Source organism: Exiguobacterium sp. s95 (genome assembly GCF_018618655.1).
GTDB classification, from domain to species: domain Bacteria; phylum Bacillota; class Bacilli; order Exiguobacteriales; family Exiguobacteriaceae; genus Exiguobacterium_A; species Exiguobacterium_A oxidotolerans.
On record NZ_JACSMM010000006.1, the window covers coordinates 60,154 to 78,158 of the forward strand.

The 18,005-nt window shown below is 44.1% G+C and carries 17 protein-coding genes and 1 tRNA gene; 8 read left to right on the forward strand and 10 right to left on the reverse strand.

All coding sequences use genetic code 11. From position 1 onward, the window contains the following. Nucleotides 1-125 precede the first annotated feature (125 nt). The gene (locus tag KNP99_RS10830) at nucleotides 126-323 is read right to left on the reverse strand and encodes a hypothetical protein (RefSeq protein WP_088836313.1); all 198 of its coding nucleotides are present in this window, start codon (nucleotides 321-323) and stop codon (nucleotides 126-128) included. Nucleotides 324-431: 108 nt separating this feature from the next. After that, nucleotides 432-971 carry a gamma carbonic anhydrase family protein gene (locus KNP99_RS10835; protein ID WP_088836314.1) on the reverse strand — a complete coding sequence of 180 codons (540 nt, stop codon included), beginning with the start codon at nucleotides 969-971 and terminating at the stop codon, nucleotides 432-434. A gap of 127 nt (nucleotides 972-1,098) precedes the next feature. Between KNP99_RS10835 and ade the strand changes: the two genes are divergently transcribed. Then, nucleotides 1,099-2,835 carry an adenine deaminase gene (gene ade, locus KNP99_RS10840; RefSeq protein ID WP_088836315.1) on the forward strand — a complete coding sequence of 579 codons (1,737 nt, stop codon included), beginning with the start codon at nucleotides 1,099-1,101 and terminating at the stop codon, nucleotides 2,833-2,835. A gap of 248 nt (nucleotides 2,836-3,083) precedes the next feature. Then, nucleotides 3,084-3,341, forward strand: coding sequence for a hypothetical protein (locus KNP99_RS10845; protein ID WP_088836316.1), 258 nt, complete (start codon nucleotides 3,084-3,086; stop codon nucleotides 3,339-3,341). 98 nt (nucleotides 3,342-3,439) lie between these two features. On the opposite strand, the gene KNP99_RS10850 is transcribed toward KNP99_RS10845, so the two are convergent. Both KNP99_RS10850 and KNP99_RS10855 read right to left on the reverse strand, forming a co-directional pair. Further along, nucleotides 3,440-5,074, reverse strand: coding sequence for a peptide ABC transporter substrate-binding protein (locus tag KNP99_RS10850; RefSeq protein WP_214766725.1), 1,635 nt, complete (start codon nucleotides 5,072-5,074; stop codon nucleotides 3,440-3,442). A gap of 108 nt (nucleotides 5,075-5,182) precedes the next feature. Beyond that, entirely contained in the window at nucleotides 5,183-5,866 is a 684-nt protein-coding gene (locus KNP99_RS10855) for an MgtC/SapB family protein (RefSeq protein ID WP_088838422.1), read from the reverse strand. Between the two features lie 114 nt (nucleotides 5,867-5,980). On the opposite strand from KNP99_RS10855, the gene KNP99_RS10860 reads away from it, so the two are divergent. Further along, nucleotides 5,981-7,378 (forward strand): basic amino acid/polyamine antiporter, encoded by a 1,398-nt coding sequence (locus KNP99_RS10860; protein WP_204251430.1) that lies wholly within the window; start codon nucleotides 5,981-5,983, stop codon nucleotides 7,376-7,378. 411 nt (nucleotides 7,379-7,789) lie between these two features. Here KNP99_RS10860 and KNP99_RS10865 read toward each other — a convergent pair whose 3' ends face one another. Then, a complete protein-coding gene (locus KNP99_RS10865) occupies nucleotides 7,790-9,829 on the reverse strand; it encodes a sensor domain-containing protein (RefSeq protein ID WP_214766723.1) in 2,040 nt (679 codons plus the stop codon). Between the two features lie 181 nt (nucleotides 9,830-10,010). On the opposite strand from KNP99_RS10865, the gene KNP99_RS10870 reads away from it, so the two are divergent. The 3 genes from KNP99_RS10870 to nagE all read left to right on the forward strand — a co-directional run bounded on the left by KNP99_RS10870 (nucleotide 10,011) and on the right by nagE (nucleotide 13,196). Next, nucleotides 10,011-11,213 (forward strand): ornithine--oxo-acid transaminase, encoded by a 1,203-nt coding sequence (locus KNP99_RS10870; protein WP_214805415.1) that lies wholly within the window; start codon nucleotides 10,011-10,013, stop codon nucleotides 11,211-11,213. A 117-nt stretch (nucleotides 11,214-11,330) separates the two neighbouring features. Then, on the forward strand, nucleotides 11,331-11,528 hold the full coding sequence (locus KNP99_RS10875; RefSeq protein ID WP_088836321.1) for a CsbD family protein: 198 nt from the start codon (nucleotides 11,331-11,333) through the stop codon (nucleotides 11,526-11,528). Nucleotides 11,529-11,687: 159 nt separating this feature from the next. Beyond that, complete coding sequence (gene nagE / locus KNP99_RS10880; RefSeq protein ID WP_088836322.1) at nucleotides 11,688-13,196, forward strand: N-acetylglucosamine-specific PTS transporter subunit IIBC; 1,509 nt, start codon at nucleotides 11,688-11,690, stop codon at nucleotides 13,194-13,196. A 59-nt stretch (nucleotides 13,197-13,255) separates the two neighbouring features. Here the strand turns inward: nagE and KNP99_RS10885 are convergent, their stop codons facing one another. The 4 genes from KNP99_RS10885 to yhfH form a co-directional block, all read right to left on the reverse strand. After that, complete coding sequence (locus tag KNP99_RS10885) at nucleotides 13,256-14,164, reverse strand: EamA family transporter (protein WP_029332642.1); 909 nt, start codon at nucleotides 14,162-14,164, stop codon at nucleotides 13,256-13,258. A gap of 93 nt (nucleotides 14,165-14,257) precedes the next feature. After that, a complete protein-coding gene (locus tag KNP99_RS10890; protein WP_088836323.1) occupies nucleotides 14,258-14,908 on the reverse strand; it encodes a YkyA family protein in 651 nt (216 codons plus the stop codon). A 12-nt stretch (nucleotides 14,909-14,920) separates the two neighbouring features. Further along, the gene (locus KNP99_RS10895; RefSeq protein WP_215193233.1) at nucleotides 14,921-15,766 is read right to left on the reverse strand and encodes a polysaccharide deacetylase family protein; all 846 of its coding nucleotides are present in this window, start codon (nucleotides 15,764-15,766) and stop codon (nucleotides 14,921-14,923) included. Nucleotides 15,767-15,986: 220 nt separating this feature from the next. Then, complete coding sequence (gene yhfH, locus KNP99_RS10900; RefSeq protein ID WP_084157661.1) at nucleotides 15,987-16,133, reverse strand: protein YhfH; 147 nt, start codon at nucleotides 16,131-16,133, stop codon at nucleotides 15,987-15,989. 192 nt (nucleotides 16,134-16,325) lie between these two features. Between yhfH and KNP99_RS10905 the strand changes: the two genes are divergently transcribed. Together KNP99_RS10905 and KNP99_RS10910 are read left to right on the forward strand one after the other, a co-directional pair. Then, complete coding sequence (locus KNP99_RS10905; protein WP_088836325.1) at nucleotides 16,326-16,952, forward strand: nitroreductase family protein; 627 nt, start codon at nucleotides 16,326-16,328, stop codon at nucleotides 16,950-16,952. 237 nt (nucleotides 16,953-17,189) lie between these two features. Continuing rightward, a tRNA-Val gene (locus tag KNP99_RS10910) sits at nucleotides 17,190-17,262 on the forward strand. A gap of 45 nt (nucleotides 17,263-17,307) precedes the next feature. Here the strand turns inward: KNP99_RS10910 and KNP99_RS10915 are convergent. Then, nucleotides 17,308-17,877: a YdhK family protein gene (locus KNP99_RS10915; RefSeq protein WP_088836326.1), complete on the reverse strand. Its 570-nt coding sequence runs from the start codon at nucleotides 17,875-17,877 to the stop codon at nucleotides 17,308-17,310. Nucleotides 17,878-18,005 lie beyond the last annotated feature (128 nt).

Below are 18,005 nucleotides of genomic sequence, written 5' to 3' on the forward strand. Positions count from 1 at the left end.
AGAGCCGAGGCGGGAATCCGCTTCGGCTCTTTATATGCGCGCTGACGCGCTATATCGTTTTGGAAAATAAGATCATTATTTTTTGATTCGACTAGCGAGCCAAGCGCGAACGGTGTTTTGCTGAATCATACACGTTCTTCCTCTCTTGGTTGAGTTGTTCCTGAACTCAAAGATTTTTGCTCGGCATCATTAACAATACGCTGTTGGACTTCAATCGTCAACCAATCTGCTTCGTGTTCAGGTAATGTAGGAAGACCATAACTTGGATTGCTCGTCGACAAAAATAAATCAGACATCAATCGCTCTGCGAATAATGGAATCATCTCATATCCCCCTCAATCTCGATTCATGTGCTACACCTTTAGTGTACGCGCAACATGTAAACGAACGAGAGGGGAAATGTTAAAAACAGGTGAATATTGTAAGTGTTTTCACAAGGCTGTCATATCTTCAGATAAAGGTACACAATCAGCAGCGTACTGTTGTCCGCGCTTGATATATTTTTTGACAGTCCGCTCCATGATGAACCGGTCGTGATCATTGATTTCGCGAATGACTTTTGCAGGGACGCCCATGACGAGCGAATTCGGAGGGACGACCATTTTAGGTGGAACGAGGCTACCGGCAGCGACGAACGAACCGGTTCCGATTTCTGCTTCGTCTAAAATTGTGGCTGACATGCCGATTAATGCGCCTTTTCGAATGATGCCTCCGTGAATCATGGCCATATGTCCAATCGTGACATCATCTTCGATAATCGTTGAGTATTCCTCATATTGATGAATCATCGAACCATCTTGAATGTTAACCCGCTCCCCGATTGAGATGAGCCCTTCATCCCCGCGGATGACGGTGTTGAACCAGACACTTGAATCTTTCCCGATCTCGACTTCACCGATGACTTTTGCACCGTCTGCGATATATACGCTTGGATCGACCTTTGGAATTAAGTTTCCGACGCGATACTTCATGATTGCTTGTCCTCACTTTCGATTAAGAATTACCTCTTTTATCTTGAACTCCCGAAAAATAAATTGCAACTGCTTACAATCTAATTGTAAGATGGTAAAAATACCGGTCATTATAGGAGGATATAGGATGGATACTACAGTTCGAGCACGACTTATCGCGATTGCTGCGAAAAAACAGAAAGCGGCAATTGTCTATCAAGGCATTCAGGTCATTGATGTGATGACACGTGAGACCTATCAAGCGGATGTCGCAATCGATTCAGGCTACATCGCCGCCGTTGGGGACGGCTATGAAGGTGAAGAGAACATTGATGGAACGGATCAATATATCGCACCGAGTTTCATCGATGGACACGTCCATATCGAATCTTCGATGGTGACACCGAGTGAATATGAACAGGCCATCTTACCGCTCGGAGTGACGACGGTAATCGCCGATCCACACGAAATTGCTAACGTCAAGGGAGCGGACGGTCTACAGTTCATGTTAGATGACGCGGAACAGCTTCGTCTTGATGTACGGATGATGTTACCGAGCTGTGTTCCGGCGACGTCGTTCGAACACGCAGGGGCGTCGTTAAAGGCAGCCGACTTAGTACCGTTCGTCAATCATCCGGGTGTCCATGGCTTGGGAGAAGTAATGGATTACCCGGCGGTCGAACGTGCCGATGCGGACATGCTACAGAAAATCGAGCAGATTGAAGCAGCAGGAAAGCTCGTTGATGGTCATGCAGCAGGTCTTGGTGCACGTGAAGTCAATATCTACGGGGTTGCCGGCATCCGGACGGATCATGAAGCGGTTACGAAAGAAGAAGCGCTCATACGTGCACGCAGAGGTTTGTATGTCGAAGTCCGTGAAGGATCGGCAGCCCGGAATTTAAAAGAAGTACTTGATGCCGTAACGGAAAGCAATGCGAGTCGCTTCTTATTCTGTACAGACGATAAACATTTGGATGATACATTACGTGAGGGAACGATCGACTACAACGTGCGCTATGCGATCGAGCATGGGATTAAACGGGAAACGGCATATGCGATGGCATCACTCCATGCAGCAAATGCCTATGCATTACAAGATCGCGGGGCAATCGTCCCAGGACGCCGGGCGGATTACGTTCTTTTGACGGATCCTGATCGTGTAGTGATTCGTGAAGTGTTCGTAAAAGGCGAACCGGTCGCTCGGGATGGTAAAACAATCATTACGTCTCCAAAAGTAACGGTCCCACCTAATTTGCGCGGTGAATTAAAAACGAAAGAAATCACGGACACAGTGTTTGAACTGCCACTCGCGCACCCGAAAGCAAATGTTATCGGAGTTATTCCGAAAAGCATTGTTACGAACCATCTCGTGTTGGATGTGCCCGTCGTCGATGGAATGTTTGTGCAGGATACAGCGCAAGATTTATTAAAGATTGCTGTCATCGAACGCCATAACGGAACAGACTTCTCAGCAGTTGGCATTGTCCAAGGATTCGGTATGAAACGTGGAGCGATTGCCGCGACGGTCGCCCATGATTCACATAACCTCGTCATCGTCGGTACTTCAGATGCGGAGATGAAGCTTGCAGCAGAGCGTCTCGTTAAAGCGGGGGGAGGCGTCATCGCGGTCAAAGGTGAGGACGTCTTGGCAGAACTGCCACTTGAGATCGCCGGTTTGATGACGAGTCGTCCGTTCGAGGAAGTCGGAGCTACGTTAGAAAAGTTAAACGATGCACTGGATGTACTAGAAGCGGATCGTTCATTCAATCCGTATTTGACGATGTCGTTCCTTTGCTTACCCGTCATTCCGAACTTGAAATTGACGGACAGCGGACTGTTTGACGTCAAAACCTTCCAACATATTAAGACGCAGGCCCCAAAATAAAGAAACACGAATTAAAAAAGGTGAACACTCACTACGACTAGTGTTCACCTGCTTTATTGATTTCCTTCCCGCCTCAAATCCCATCATTCCTTTACATTTGTTATTGAAACTTAATATTTTCCAAGTTGAATCATTATCTGATCCTTGTTATAGTTGTTTTTATATCATCTGTGAAAAACATCACTTTTAGTGAAACTTTTTAACCCTTGATTCGTAAAATATAAAAGAAAAAAGAAAGGAAGGATCGTATGGATAAATCGTATTTTGAAGGACATCAAGAACTGATTGCTTGCGTCTATCGCTCGTTTATCGACCAATTTCATGAGTTGCCAGAGCGGCGTCGAACAAAACGTCAACTGCGAAACCTTGCGTTTTCTGTCATCCGTCAAGCAGGTCCGACCTATCAAGAGCGAACGGTGTTGTATGAATTTTTCGCCGAGTTTTTCAGAGCAGTAGAAGAGGGACAACATGAAAAAATTGAATTCTATAAACAAATCGCACAGTAAAGACCCCAGACGGCTCCGGCAGAAGGGGTCTTTGTTGTTTTACAAAATAAAAAAATCCAAAAACCCACCGGAATGGATTTTTGGATTTCATATGTTACTTACTTAACTTCCATCCATTTAAAGCTCATGTCAGCACCAAATGGGTGGCGGTATAATTTGTCGATATTAGCCCGTTGCAAGTAAGCTTCACCTTTTTGATAGATTGGAGCAATTGCATAATCTTCTGCGAGAAGCATTTTTTCAGCTTCTTGAAGATCAGACCAACGTTTTGCTTCATCTGTTTCTTTTTTCGCATCTTTAACAAGTTGATCAAACTCTTTATTCGAGTAGTTCATCCGGTTAAAGCTTCCGTCCGTTAACCACATGTCGAGGAACGTCATTGGATCCTGGTAGTCAGGGCCCCAGCCGGCAGCGGAGATGTCATAGTCACCTTTTGACTCAAGATCAAGGAAGTTTTTGAACGGTTGTTGCTTGATTTTGACCGTCAAGCCAGGCAAGTTCTTCTCGAGATCACCTTTTAAGAATTCAGATACCTTTTTGAAGGCATCCTCATCTCGTGAAAGCATATCGAGTTCAACTGTTTTAACACCTAACTCTTTTAGACCGGCCTCCCAGGCTTTTTTCGCCTCTGCAGCGTCAAAGCTTTGAAGGTCTGGGTATTTCGCACGGAAGTCTTCGCCGTCCGGTGTGAACGTGAAATCTTTTGCGACGATGAAGTTCGCAGGTTCTGATCCATCGTTCAGGATGACATCTGTGATGCCTTGCTTCTCGAAACCAAGTGCAAGGGCTTTGCGGATGTTCTCATTTTGAAGTGCTTTATTTTTCTGGTTGAAGCGTAAGAAATTGATCCGTGCGTCTGGACGTGTTTTGTAGTCTTCTGACTGTTCGTATTGTGAAACGAATTCAGAAGTGATCGGTGCGAAATCAACTTCTTTTGACTCGAATAAGTTGACGCCGGTCGAGATTTCTTTTACGACCTTCACATCGATTTTATCCATTTTGACGTTTGCTTTGTCCCAGTAATCTGGATTCTTTTTGTATGTCCATCCGGCGTTCGATTGCCAATCTGACAAGATAAAAGGTCCATTGAAGTTCATCGATTCAACATTCATCGCGAATTTGTCGCCTTTTTCTTCGACGAATGATTGCTTAAGTGGTAAGTACGTAGGGAAACTCGTCAAACCAAGGAAATACGGTGCAGGTGCTTCGAGCTGAACTTCGAGTGTTTGTTCGTCGATTTTTTTGACGCCGAGTTCGTCGAGTTCTGCTTCACCCGCCATGATTTTATTGGCGTTCTTTAAATCCTGTAAGATGTACGCATATTCAGCACCTGTTTTCGGATCAAGTGCACGTTTCCATGAGTAAATGAAATCATCCGCTGTGACCGATGAACCATCCGACCATTTTGCGTCTTTGCGTAGTTTGAAGGTATATGTTTGTTTATCATCGGATACTTCAACACTTTCAGCCATCCCAGGCGTTGGTTTATTTTCACCATCCAGACGATAAAGGCCTTCGAATACGTTGTTTGTCACGATGATTGATGTCGAGTCCGTCGTTTTCGTTGGATCGAGTTGTGGGACATCCGTTGTAGAGATAAATGTCACTTCTTGTTTTTTGTTACCATCTGATGACGAGCTACCGTTCGATTCATTATCCTGACCACAAGCTGCTACTGCGAGTAGCGCCATGCTCGATAAGCCAGCAAAGGCGATTTTAGTCTGTTTCTTCATGTGAAAAATGACCCCCCGATTAATTTAAAATAATTTCAGAAAAGTTTGAACATAATGTAAATTTAAGTGAAAATGGATGAAAATGCAACATAAATTTTCTGATAATTCTCACTGATCAAGGTCTATTTGCCCAATTCCGAGCGATTTCAAGTAGTCATAAAGTATGAAAATCGTGACACGGTGAGGCGAGTACATCCGCAATGTCAATTGCTGTGGCGTGCCGCGTAAACGAATATTCGTAATCCGGACCCCTTGTTGTTCGAGCGCTTTTTTAACCGTTTCTGCATCGAGTGTTTCCGGTAAAGTCAAATGAGCGACGATGACGTTTGCTTCAAACCGGCTGTTGTTGAATCGTTTCATGATCCAGGTGATACTTTCGAGCGAAACGAATAGAAAAAGTACGAGAAAGCTTGACTCAATAATGAATCCTGCACCGACGGCAATCCCGATGCCGCTCGCTGCCCAGATAATTGCTGCTGTCGTCAAACCACTGACGATATCATGTGGACGTCGGAGGATGACGCCGGCTCCGATGAATCCAATTCCGGCGACGATTTGGGCGACGATTCGCATCGGATCCATCTGGACATGAGAAGCAATGTTTTCATAAAAAATAACGGAGTTGATTGAAACGATGGTTAACAGGCAACTGATCAGGGTAATTACGAGGCTAGTACGTATACCAACTGGCTTGTTTTTGACTTCACGTTCGAATCCGATAATGATTCCAAATGTTGCGGCAATCATTAATTTATATAAGTCCTCTAGTTGGAACGAATGCACCCATGCCATCATCATCAAATCCTTTCTTTACATTGAAGTGGGTTTTGTTATAATGAACTTTGTGTCTTCGAATGAATATACGTTTAATATGAATAGATATACAGATTTGGAGGAAGTGTTTACATCATGAATCAACAAAAGATTGGTTTTTTTGCATTAGCAGCAATGGTCATCGGTTCGATGGTTGGAGGGGGAGCCTTTAACCTGCCAGGAGCGATGGCTCAAAAAGCAAGTGCTGGTCCGATTTTAATCGGTTGGAGCATTACAGGGCTCGGTATGATTATGTTGGCATTAGTTTTTCAGCACTTGGCGAATAGTAAGCCGGAGCTTGAAGGTGGTATTTATGCGTATGCACGAGAAGGCTTCGGTCGTTTCGTTGGTTTCAATAGCGCTTGGGGGTACTGGGTATCCGCCTGGATCGGTACCGTTGCGAATATCACGTTAGTCTTTAATGCACTCAGTTATTTCTTCCCGATTTTTTCAGCGGAAAATCGACTATTTTTATTGATGATGAGTGTCGTCGTCGTGTGGGGACTGTTTTGGATTGTCTCGAGTGGGATTAAAGAAGCAACACTCGTTAACTTGATTACGACAATCGCTAAGCTTGTCCCCATCCTAATCTTCATTCTGCTCGTTGGGATTGCGTTTAATGTACGCACGTTCAATCTTAATTTTTGGGGAGAGGGAACGGAGCTTGGATCGATTTTTGAACAAGTGAAGGGAACGATGCTTGTCACGCTTTGGGCATTCGTCGGGATTGAGGGAGCCGTCGTCTTATCGTCACGTGCGAACAAGCGGAGTGATGTCGGTAAGGCGACCGTGACAGGTCTCGTCGGCGTACTCGTCATTTACATCTTGATTTCAGTGTTATCACTCGGTGTCCTGACGCAAGAGCAACTAGCCGGATTAAATGAACCGACAATGGCGTATGTTTTGGAAGCCGCAATCGGACCGGTCGGTGCAACCATCATCATGATTGGATTAATTATCTCGTTGTCTGGTGCTTTGCTCGGTTGGACGATTTTAGCTTCAGAGATTTCCTATCTTGTCGCAAAAGATGGAGCTTTTCCAAAAGTGTTCGCGAAGACGAACCGGAACGGAGCACCCGTCGGCGCATTGCTTATCACACAAATTGCGACACAACTCGTTGCGGCGGTTGCTTTGTTCTCGGCCCAAACGTATCTTGTTTTATCGAGTATTGCCGGGATCTGTGCACTTTTACCGTACTTGTTGTCGGCGATCTATAGCGTTCGTTTCTCTAAGGCGGAACGCAATACGAAGATGTTGATTTTCTCTATTATTGCTTCCTTCTATTCGATTTGGCTCGTGTATGCGTCGGGTATTTGGTACATCGTCATTGCAGCATTGGTTTATGCTCCGGGTATCATTGCCTACTCGTTAGCAGAACGTGAGCAAAAACGTAGTGGCATGTCACGTTACGAGATGATCGCGAGCGGTGTGCTCGTAATTTTAGCGGGGATCGCCATTTATGGTATGATCGCTGGTCAAATCCAGTTGTAATCGTAAAAAAGGGCTGACTATTGAGTCAGCCCTTCCGACTGTAGACAACGTGCTATCGGGAGATCAAGCATCTTTTTTCGTTGCTTTCCTCGGGCGAGGCGCAAGCCGTTGCTCCTTGGATCCTAGCGGACAACGAGCAGGGTCTTGCCTGCCTCTGAACGTGCGTCAAAAACGCATTTTTCCCCATAGGAGTCAACGAAATGTGACGCTTTTTAGATAACACCGTGACGGAAAGCCGGGCATGGAGACGGTTTAGAGCGCGAAAGATTGCCGCTTTGAAGACGAGGCGAGACAGGGAAGCGCGAACGGATTGCATCTCGATACCGCATGTTTGCGCTTCTTAATAATTTGTCTACACGCTGAAGGGCTGACTTTTGAGTCAGCCCTTTTTGTATTGTTAAACAAGCGATATCAGCTAGTTGAGGAATTAAATCGTTTGTCGACCTCGTCGACGGATAAAGGTTTTGCGAAGATGAATCCTTGCATCTGTTGACATGATGTTGTTTTTAGATACGCTTCAGCGCTGGAAGTTTCGACTCCTTCCGCAACTAAATTAAGGTTCAAATTCCGACCTAGTTGAATAATGGAATCTAATAATCCTACATTTCCAACGTCAATCCCATCAATAAAAGTTTTATCGATTTTGAGTTCATCAATTGGAAAAGCACTTAAATATTGAAGTGAAGAATAACCTGTTCCGAAATCATCGATGGACAGGCGGAAACCGAGTGACTTGATCAATTGCATCCGTTCGAGTGTTCGCTGCGTTTGTAGGATAGCGATGTTTTCTGTCATCTCAAGCGTCACTGAGCGAGGCGAGATTATTTTATTTGAAATCAAGTGTTGGAGCGTCCGGATAAAGGAATCGCTTTGGAACTGGTGGGGGGAAATGTTGATGGCCATCGTCAGCTTAGGATCAATCGTCTGTTGCCACTTGGCTAGTTGTTCGCACGCCTCGAGTACGACCCAGTTATTGATGGGTGTGATGAGTGCTACTTCTTCGGCAAGCGGAATGAACTCAGCCGGCGGAATACTTCCGAGTGCTGTATGATTCCAACGCAGCAATGCCTCGAAGCCATTCACACGTCTCGTTTTCAAGTTGATGATTGGCTGATAAGCGAGTGAGAACGCGCCATCTTCCAAAGCTGTAAATAAAGAACGTTCAAGCTGTACTTTTCGTGTAAATTGTTGATCCATTTCATGTGTTAAATATTGAATCGTTCCTGTTCCGACAGCTTTTCCTGAGTATAGTGCCATTTCTGATCGCCGGAATAAATCTTCGAGTGAACTGGCCTCTGACGGATAGAGCGTGATTCCGAACGTACAGGAGATGATTAATGAATGACCATTAATGTAGTAAGGGCGTTGAATGACTTGTTGGAGCTTACGGACGAGTTGGAACAACATATTTCTGTCGGAAGCGGGAATGAGTAGACCGAATAAATCACTCATTGGATGAAAGGTTAAGGTACCTTCTGTCTGCTGTGAGAGACGAATGGCTAATGCTTGTAAAAGTTGATCACCGATGTGCGTTCCGAACGAATCATTGATGACTTTGAAACGATCGATATCAAATAAGATTAAAGCGAGCGGCTGAGTGGGTGAAGCGTGATTGAACATTGTTGCACCTTCTCTTAAAAATCCACGTCGATTGAGTAAGTGCGTCATTTCGTTATGGTGGACTAGAAAATCAAGTTCCTCTTCAAGACGCGTTGTTTCGGTCACATCAGTCCCGATAAATAGGTGTTGGAACCGGACACCGGCCGCATCATAAATCGGAATAAGTGTCGCTTGGAGAAACTTTTTTTCGGACGATGACGTTTCAATCGGTACTTTTCCGGACCAGGCTTTTTTTTGTTTAATTTGCGAGCGGATGGTCATCAATACTTCGTTTTCGGCTGCACTGAGCAACTGCGTCCAAGGGCGCTTGATTAGCTGATTCGGACAAAAACCTGTGAAATCGACCATGTTGGCGTTCGCATAAGCGATAGTGCCCCGTGCATCCAAAACGAGGACACAGGCGATTTGATCAAACGCATAGCGTAAGTCCATCAATCCTTGAAAGAGCGGTTTCGTACCAGAATGTTGAGCGGTTGAAGGAAGACTACAAAAAGAAGCACCTATGACGTATTCATCGCTATCGTCAAACAGTGGTGTGATCAACATTGTCGAGGTCATGCTTGTACCTGTTTTGTGTAAAAAATACGTGTTCGGAAGTTGAATGGCCTGACGACGTTCTAAAAATGATTTCCAAATCTGTTCACTAAAAGCAACGTCTTCCGGATTTAATAACGGAAGTGTTCGACCTAACACTTCATCTGCAGACCATCCCCAATAGTCTTCAGCCGAAGGGTTCCAGATACGAACGGTTAAATCCAGATTTAAGATGAAGGCAGGTAAGGGGAACTTACTCATGACGACTTCATAGGAATCAATGGTCGAACGGTCCATTACATGCACACACTCCTTGTTACGCAAATTGATAGTTCAGTTGTCTTGTCTATTCCCAATATATTCAATCAACATGCAGATAAACCCTCTTAGATGTTTAATTTTTGTATGAAGATTATTTTGAGGAATCTGTTATAATCGATTTGAAAGCGTTTTCTAAAGAGTCAAAGGGGGACTATTTATGAATCAAACAGAAAAAATCATTCAACAGACAGAGCAGTTCGGGGCACATAACTATCATCCACTTCCAATCGTCATTTCAGAAGCGGAAGGCGTCTTCGTCAAAGATCCGGAAGGACGTCAGTATATGGATATGCTCAGTGCTTACTCAGCCGTCAATCAAGGGCATCGTCATCCTAAAATCATCGAAGCTTTAAAACGCCAGGCTGATAAGATTACGTTGACGTCACGTGCGTTCCATAATGATCAGTTAGGTTTCTTCTATGAAAAAGTAGCGAAGTTGACGAATAAAGATATGGTTCTACCAATGAACACCGGTGCAGAAGCCGTCGAAACAGCAGTGAAAGCTGCACGACGTTGGGCGTATGAAGTAAAACGGGTTCCGGGCGACGCTGAGATTATCGTGTGCGAAGGAAACTTCCACGGGCGGACGATGACTGCTGTTTCCATGTCGACGGAAGCAGAATACCAACGTGGTTTTGGACCACTGTTACCTGGAATCAAAACGATTCCCTATGGTGACCTGGAAGCCTTAAAAGGTGCAATCACTGAAAATACGGCAGCTTTCATCGTTGAGCCGATTCAAGGGGAAGCGGGAATCTTGATTCCGTACGAAGGGTTCTTAAAAGACGCCCAAGCTGTCTGTAAAGAGCAGAACGTCCTGCTCGTGGCTGACGAAATCCAATCAGGTCTCGGACGTTCAGGCAAGTGGTTTGCTTCGGATTGGGACGAAGTGACGCCAGACATGTATATTCTCGGAAAAGCATTAGGGGGCGGAGTCTTCCCGATTTCATGTGTCGCGGCAAATCGGGACGTACTGAATGTCTTTAATCCAGGCTCGCATGGCTCAACGTTTGGTGGAAATCCATTAGCATGTGCCGTTTCAGTTGCTTCGCTTGAAGTACTTGAAGATGAGAAGTTACCTGAGCGGTCGCTCGAACTCGGAACGTATTTCATGGAGAAACTAAAACAAATTAAAAATCCAATCATTAAAGAAGTCCGCGGACGCGGTCTTTTCATCGGGGTTGAGTTGACAGAAGCGGCTCGTCCATATTGTGAAGCATTAAAAGAAAAAGGTTTGCTCTGTAAAGAAACGCATGAGACGGTCATTCGTTTTGCACCGCCACTCGTCATCACGAAAGAAGAGCTCGACTGGGCCTTTGAACGAATCGAACAAGTATTAGGCGCTTCAGTAACGCAATAATGGAGGGATCAAGACTTCCCAGTCGATAATGACGGGAAGTCTTTTTCTTTTTTATGTTTGATTCTTTTAGAGGTGGGAAAATACTATTATTCGCATAAAAAATAGGGGGTAATGAATATGTCAGATAACAGTGGTTTGAATAAAAAGCTCGATGGTGCAGTCGATAAAGCAGCAGGTAAAGCAAAAGAGGCACTTGGTAAAGCAACAGGGGATAAATCAACAGAACGTGATGGGAAGAAAGATCAACTAAAAGGCGGCGCGAAAAAGACAGTCGGAAATGTCCAGCAAGATCTTGAGGATACGAATCGTCATTAATGCATGGCTGAAAGTACCCGAACGTTCGGGTACTTTTTTTATGAATAAATTTGTATAAAGGTCTAGTCATTTAGATGTTTATATGAAATAATAACAGTTGTAAAAGCGTTTTCATTGTTCTATCACAAATCATTATTTACTTAAGAAAGGATGAAGTGTATGTTGCAATTTCTTCAACGGATTGGTAAAGCCTTAATGTTACCAATCGCCGTATTACCAGCCGCAGGGATTGTCTTACGACTCGGATCGGCAGACATGCTGGATATCCCATTGATGGTTGCAGCGGGAGGGGCAATTTTTGATAACCTGCCGCTCATCTTCGCTATTGGTGTCGCAATCGGACTTTCGATTGATGCCAGCGGGGCAGCCGGATTAGCTGGGGCAGTTGGTTATCTCGTTTTAAAAAATGGTGTTGATTCAATGAACAAAGATTATTCCAACGCCCAAATTCAAGCGAAGTATGATGCGATAGCGGCCATTGTCAATGACTCTTCGACGAAAGCTGACGGTGCGACCTTGAGTGCGATTGCGAATCAGGCGAGTCTCGGTTCGATGGTCAATATGGCTGTATTTGGCGGAATCATTGCCGGAATTACAGCTGGGTTGCTTTACAATCGTTTTTATAACATTAAACTTCCAGATTGGTTAGCATTCTTTGGTGGGAGACGGTTCGTTCCGATCATCACCTCTGCTGTCATGCTCGTTTTAGCTTTTATCTTTGGTTACTTATGGCCGTTCATCGAAGATGGGATCAATGGTGCAGGAGAATGGATGGTCAGCCTCGGAGCAGGCGGTGCCGCACTGTTTGGATTCTTCAACCGTCTCTTGATTCCTGTCGGTCTTCATCATGTCTTAAACAATATTTTTTGGTTCGTCTTCGGGTCGTATGAAAAAGCAGACGGGACGATCGTCAATGGAGACATTGCCCGTTTCTTTGCCGGAGATCCGACAGCGGGTATCTATCAGGCTGGTTTCTTCCCGATTATGATGTTTGCGCTACCGGCAGCTGCTGCTGCAATGGTGATGGCAGCACGAAAAGAAAATCGAAAAGCTGTTGCCGGAGCGATGATCGGTTTAGGATTGACTTCGTTCCTAACGGGGATTACGGAGCCGATTGAGTTTTCATTCATGTTCCTTTCACCCGTCTTGTATGTCATGCATGCTGTTTTGACAGGTCTTTCGATGGCCGTCGTCAATTTAATCGGAGTATTGCATGGTTTCTCATTCTCGGCCGGTTTTATCGACTATGCCTTGAATTTTGGAATCGCTACAAAACCGTTGTTGCTGATTCCGGTTGGTCTCGCGTTCGCGGTTATCTATTACTTCCTGTTCTACTTCATGATTACGAAGTTTGATTTAAAAACACCAGGTCGTGAAGATGAATCGCTCGTAACAGACACGGGTATCGTAACAGGTGTTTCAGATGATAAGTATGAGCAACAAGCAGCAAAAATCTTTGCAGGTCTACAAGGTACGGAAAATGTGACGGCGATTGATAATTGTGCAACACGTTTACGTTTACAAGTCAAAGATACAAGTGTAATTGATGAAGCAGCGATTAAAGCCGCTGGTGCAAAAGGTGTCATGAAGATGGGGGCGACAAACGTCCAAATCATCATCGGGACAGATGTTGAATTCGTCGCGGATGCCATGAAACGTCAAAAATAAGTAAACAAAAGACCATCGCTCATGAGCGATGGTCTTTTGTTTTGAAGGGAGATACACTTTTAAGAAAAGTCACGTTGATTGTGCGACGCAGTGACTGTTTTTTGTTTTGGGGCGTGGGCATAAATCGGATAAAAAATACCGACTAAAATGATGATGATACCAATCCATTGCGAGCCCATTAAATGTTCGCCTAAAATGAGCACAGAACAGATAACTGCTGTTGGGAGCTCGGCAGCCCCGAGCAATGAGACGCTGGCAGGACTGAGATGTGGTGCACCTGCAGCAAATAAAAGTGGTGGTAAAATCAAAGCGAATAAGCCGAGTGGAAGGGCATAAAGCAACATTCCATTTTCAAAATTTGTTTCGCTCAAGAAAGTAGTAGGTGGATACATAATCATGACGAAAAGTAACCCACCTGTCATCATATAAAAGCTCTTTTTGATGACCGGAAGATGATTTGCGACACGTCCGCTCGCGAGTAAAAAGATGGAGAAGCTGACCGCTGCTCCTAATCCGAACAACGTTCCGCGGAAGTCAAGCGAACTCGTGTAAGCAGCACTTGCCAAAATGGCTCCGCCAATCAAGAGGATTGCTGACAAGAAGTGTGCCCGTGAAGGTAAGCGTTTCGAAATGATTGAATCGATAACAACACCAATCCACGTAAATTGGAACAATAAGATGATTGCGACGGAAGCAGATATTGTCTGCAGGCTCTGATAGTAAAGGTAACCTGTCGTCCCACTGGAGATGCCGATAATGACCAGTTTCATAGCGGTCGTAGGTGCGAGACGTAGATTTTTTGTAAATAGCGCAAGGATGAAAATCATGAGCCATCCGAAGAGAAACTGACTTCCTGAAACTGTAGCAGAGTCGAAGCCGGCAGCATAAGCTAGTTTGACAATCGTTGAAAGGACACCGTAACTGATAGCGCCGATTAAAACGAAAAGTGTTGCTTTTGATCGATTCATTTAGTTGCCTCCATGTTTTAGAACGCACAAAAAAGGTTGCAACAGGGCCTTGTCCAGGTTTTTTGGACAGGGTTTGGTTGCAACCTGTGTGAGTTATTTAATGTTGAGACCTACCTCTTTGTAAAAGGCGGGTTTTAATTCATTGTAGCGAGCAGTTAAACGATTAAAATCGTTTAACGTAGCTGTAGCCTGACGCGTAATACGATTTAAGTCGGCAGTTGCTTCATCAATCTTAACGAAGTTCGGTTTCTCGGTCAAGTAGGAGAGTAATTTTTCCTCCGCGTTCATTGAAGCGGTATACTGCTTAACGAACGTAGTGAATGCTTGTTCACGCTGTTCGATGACTTCAATCACGCGAGATCCTTCACGTTTCGGTCCGGTTTCGAGTTCTGCGACGTAATCTTTTAATTCTTGCATATCTAACTTGGCGAAAGCCTCTCGGCGCAACGATTGTTCTTGTTCAAGCAAAGAGGATCGTTCTTCGTTTAAAGCCATTAATTCCTCACGTTCATTTTGTGACCGCTTGATTTCCTCGGCTCCTGCATCGAGAACTGCTTGGTACGTGTTAACGGAAATTTCATCTTTTCTACTTCTAGACTCTGCGAGCGTGGTCGCGTCTTGTTCGTATGTTGCGTGCTCCTCGAGTTTGTCATAAAAGTCCATAGAGGAATCTGTTGAACAACCACTTAAAAGTAACGCAGCACAACTCGAGAGAAAAGTGAGAGACAGGTATATTTTTTTCATGAACGAAACTCCTTATAGATTGGATTGCTGAACAAAATTAAACGGAATATGGAAGTCTTCATCATAAATCGAAAACTGATAGCCTTTTTTCTTTAAACCGGCAACGATTGCCGGAAGTGCGCGTAACGTTTGTGGTTGTTCATGTAATAAAATAATTTCGAAGGGATCTTCTGCCCGGTCGATGACAGTTTTTGCGACTTCTTTTGCACTGTCTTTGTAATACCAATCCATCGAATCAATCGACCAGTCCCAGACACGTAGATTCGCAGACGCCACATCATTCGCAATCGTTTTTGAAATACCGGGAGACGAGCCATAAGGAGGACGCGTCAGAAGAGGCGAATGTCCCGTTAACTGATTAATCTTTTTTTGGACGCTCAGCATCTCTTTGACATATTGTTTTTTCTTATAGAGCGTTTCATAGTCATGGGTCTCACTATGCAAACCGATGTAATGTCCTGCTGTTGCGGTATCTTTTACAAACGCCGGCTGGGCGTCGATGTTGCTTCCGATGAAAAAGAAAGTAGCTTTGACTTGTTGTTGCGCCAGTTCATTTAAAATGTCTGTGGTTAAGGCGCTAGGACCATCCTCAAACGTTAAATAGGCGACTTTTTTTGTCACACCATTCCATTGATCGACCCGGGATTTTTCCATGTTAGCAACAGGGACTTGTCCGAGCGTTGTGACCGTTACAGTAGCGAGCTGTTTTTTCGGCTTGATGTATTGATAGGCGATGAATCCACCGACAGAAAGTAAAAGTAAGGTGAATAAAATCGATAGCTTGCGAAGAAATTTGTTCTTAGAATGTCGTTTTCGTGGTCCAAGACCAATCGGATTTCCAGTGTTGTATGAATCCATCGCTGTTATAGCTCCTTTGCAGAAAATCGTATAGGTTAACTGTAACATTTTGTCTGTTTCATTTGTAACAAACATGTTACAAAAAGATAACTGAGTAAGATTTTTCAAATTATGACTCAGTAAGTTAGATTAAAACAGATGATATTTGATTTAAATTAAATATGAAAAAGAGGACAAGCAGACCCGTTTGGATCTGTTTGTCCTCTTTGTTATAGCTCACTTATTGTTCAGTGACTGTGCAATCCGTACATTCGGACTGGTAAGATTCGCATTGTTCATCCATCTCTTTTCCACAGGTAGCACAAGTTTTTGCAGGGAGTTGACGATAAAATTCAGCAGATGTCTCTTGGTAAAGTGGCTGTTCCATTTGTATCTCCTCCTAATGGCAATCAATGTGTATACAACGTTGTTTATATAATCTTATTGTATTAGTACAGATGATGAAAGTCAATAATTGTTTTATAACAGATGAAGTTAAGTAAGTCTTGTCATATGACAGTCGAGAAACAGGATGATACGATATCAAAGTAAATTAGATACTATTAAGGGGGATTACATCATGAACCAAACTTTTTCAGAAACACTGCAAACATTGAATGAACGACGTTCTGTTCGTCATTATGATGCGTCATTTACATTAACTGAAACGGAAGTAAAAGAATTAATCGAATTAACAACAGCTGCACCAAGTGCTTGGAACTTACAACATTGGCATTTTATCGCCTTCCACTCAGAAGAAGCGAAACAACAGCTCGCACCGATTGCTTACAATCAACCAGCCATCACGTCTTCTTCAGTCGTCATCGCCGTGCTGGGTGATACGCAGGCAAACCGTAATTACAATCCGGTCTACGGACCAGCTGTCGAAGCGGGCGGCATGACGGAAGAGTTATTTGACTCGATCAAAGGGCAAGTAGAAGGTGCCTACCAAAGTGCTGCATACGGCCGTGACGCGGCAATGTCGAATGCCAGCTTAGCTGCGATGCAGTTGATGCTCGTGGCAGAAGCGAAAGGGCTCTCGACGCTTGCGATGGGCGGTTTCGATCATCAAGTATTCGCCGATACGTTCATTACGGAAGAGCGTTTTGTACCTGTTATGTTGATTGCTGTCGGTAAAGCCGTTGAAAATGCGAAAAAACGCCCGGCACTTCGCTTACCAGTCGATCAAGTGACAACAATATTATAAAAACAAGGGGCTGACTCAAAAGTAAACATGTGCCACACCCATCTTGTTTAAAAGGAATCACTTGCTTCACGCGACTCTTGCAAAAAAAGCGCGTAAAAAGAAAGGTGATTTCTTTTTGAGTCAGCTCGACTGTTTTTTTATGAAAAAATTATTTTTTTTACGGAAACTACTTGCCAGCTGTTTAGTTTCTTGCTATATTAATAAATGTCCTAGCAAGTACATAACGTACTGCATCATGATTCTGTAGCTCAGCTGGGAGAGCGCTACCTTGACAGGGTAGAGGTCGCTGGTTCGAGCCCAGTCAGAATCATACTAAAAGTCCCGTTCATCATTTGATGAACGGGACTTTTTTAGTTTATTCGTTCGTTTGAAGTTCGTCTTCTGTCACCCACTTGTGATTTTTGACAGTGTCGCCGCCCGTCGTCGGTTTGAAGTCAACCATGTAAACGGTTGTTTGTTCAGCGCTGTCGATTGTTGCTTTGGCACCATTCATACCAGTCATATGATCAGCATCAATCGTCGTCGTGTCACCTTTTTTAAGTGGAGAAGATGGGACTGGTGTTAACTCTTCCTGGACGACCCATTTATGATTGGTCACTTTCTTTCCGCCATCTGTTGGTGTGAAGCTCACGGCATAAACGGTCGTATCAAATGCACCGGCAATTGTCGCTTCCGCTCCATCCATTCCTTTCATATGCTTCGACGACATGATTGCTGTTGAGCCGACCTCGAATTTAGGATTTGCTGCTTTTTTAATACCCTCCGGTAAATCCCCGTCACTTGAATGCATCATTCCTTCATGTGAATCGTCCTGCATTTCACTCTGCATGTCATTGTGGTTTGCTTCTTTATCTTGATCATTCCCGCATGCACCAAGCAATAAGGCAGTCGATAATGTGAGGCTTGCTACGATTGTTTTCTTCATTTTAAATTCCCCCTGTATAATGTGATGACACGATTACTTTACCCATTATTCGTGCAGAAACCGTGCAGAAAGCGTGACATTTCTGCATCCTGTACCTTTCAGTTGAAGTCTAAAATCAATTGGTGTTT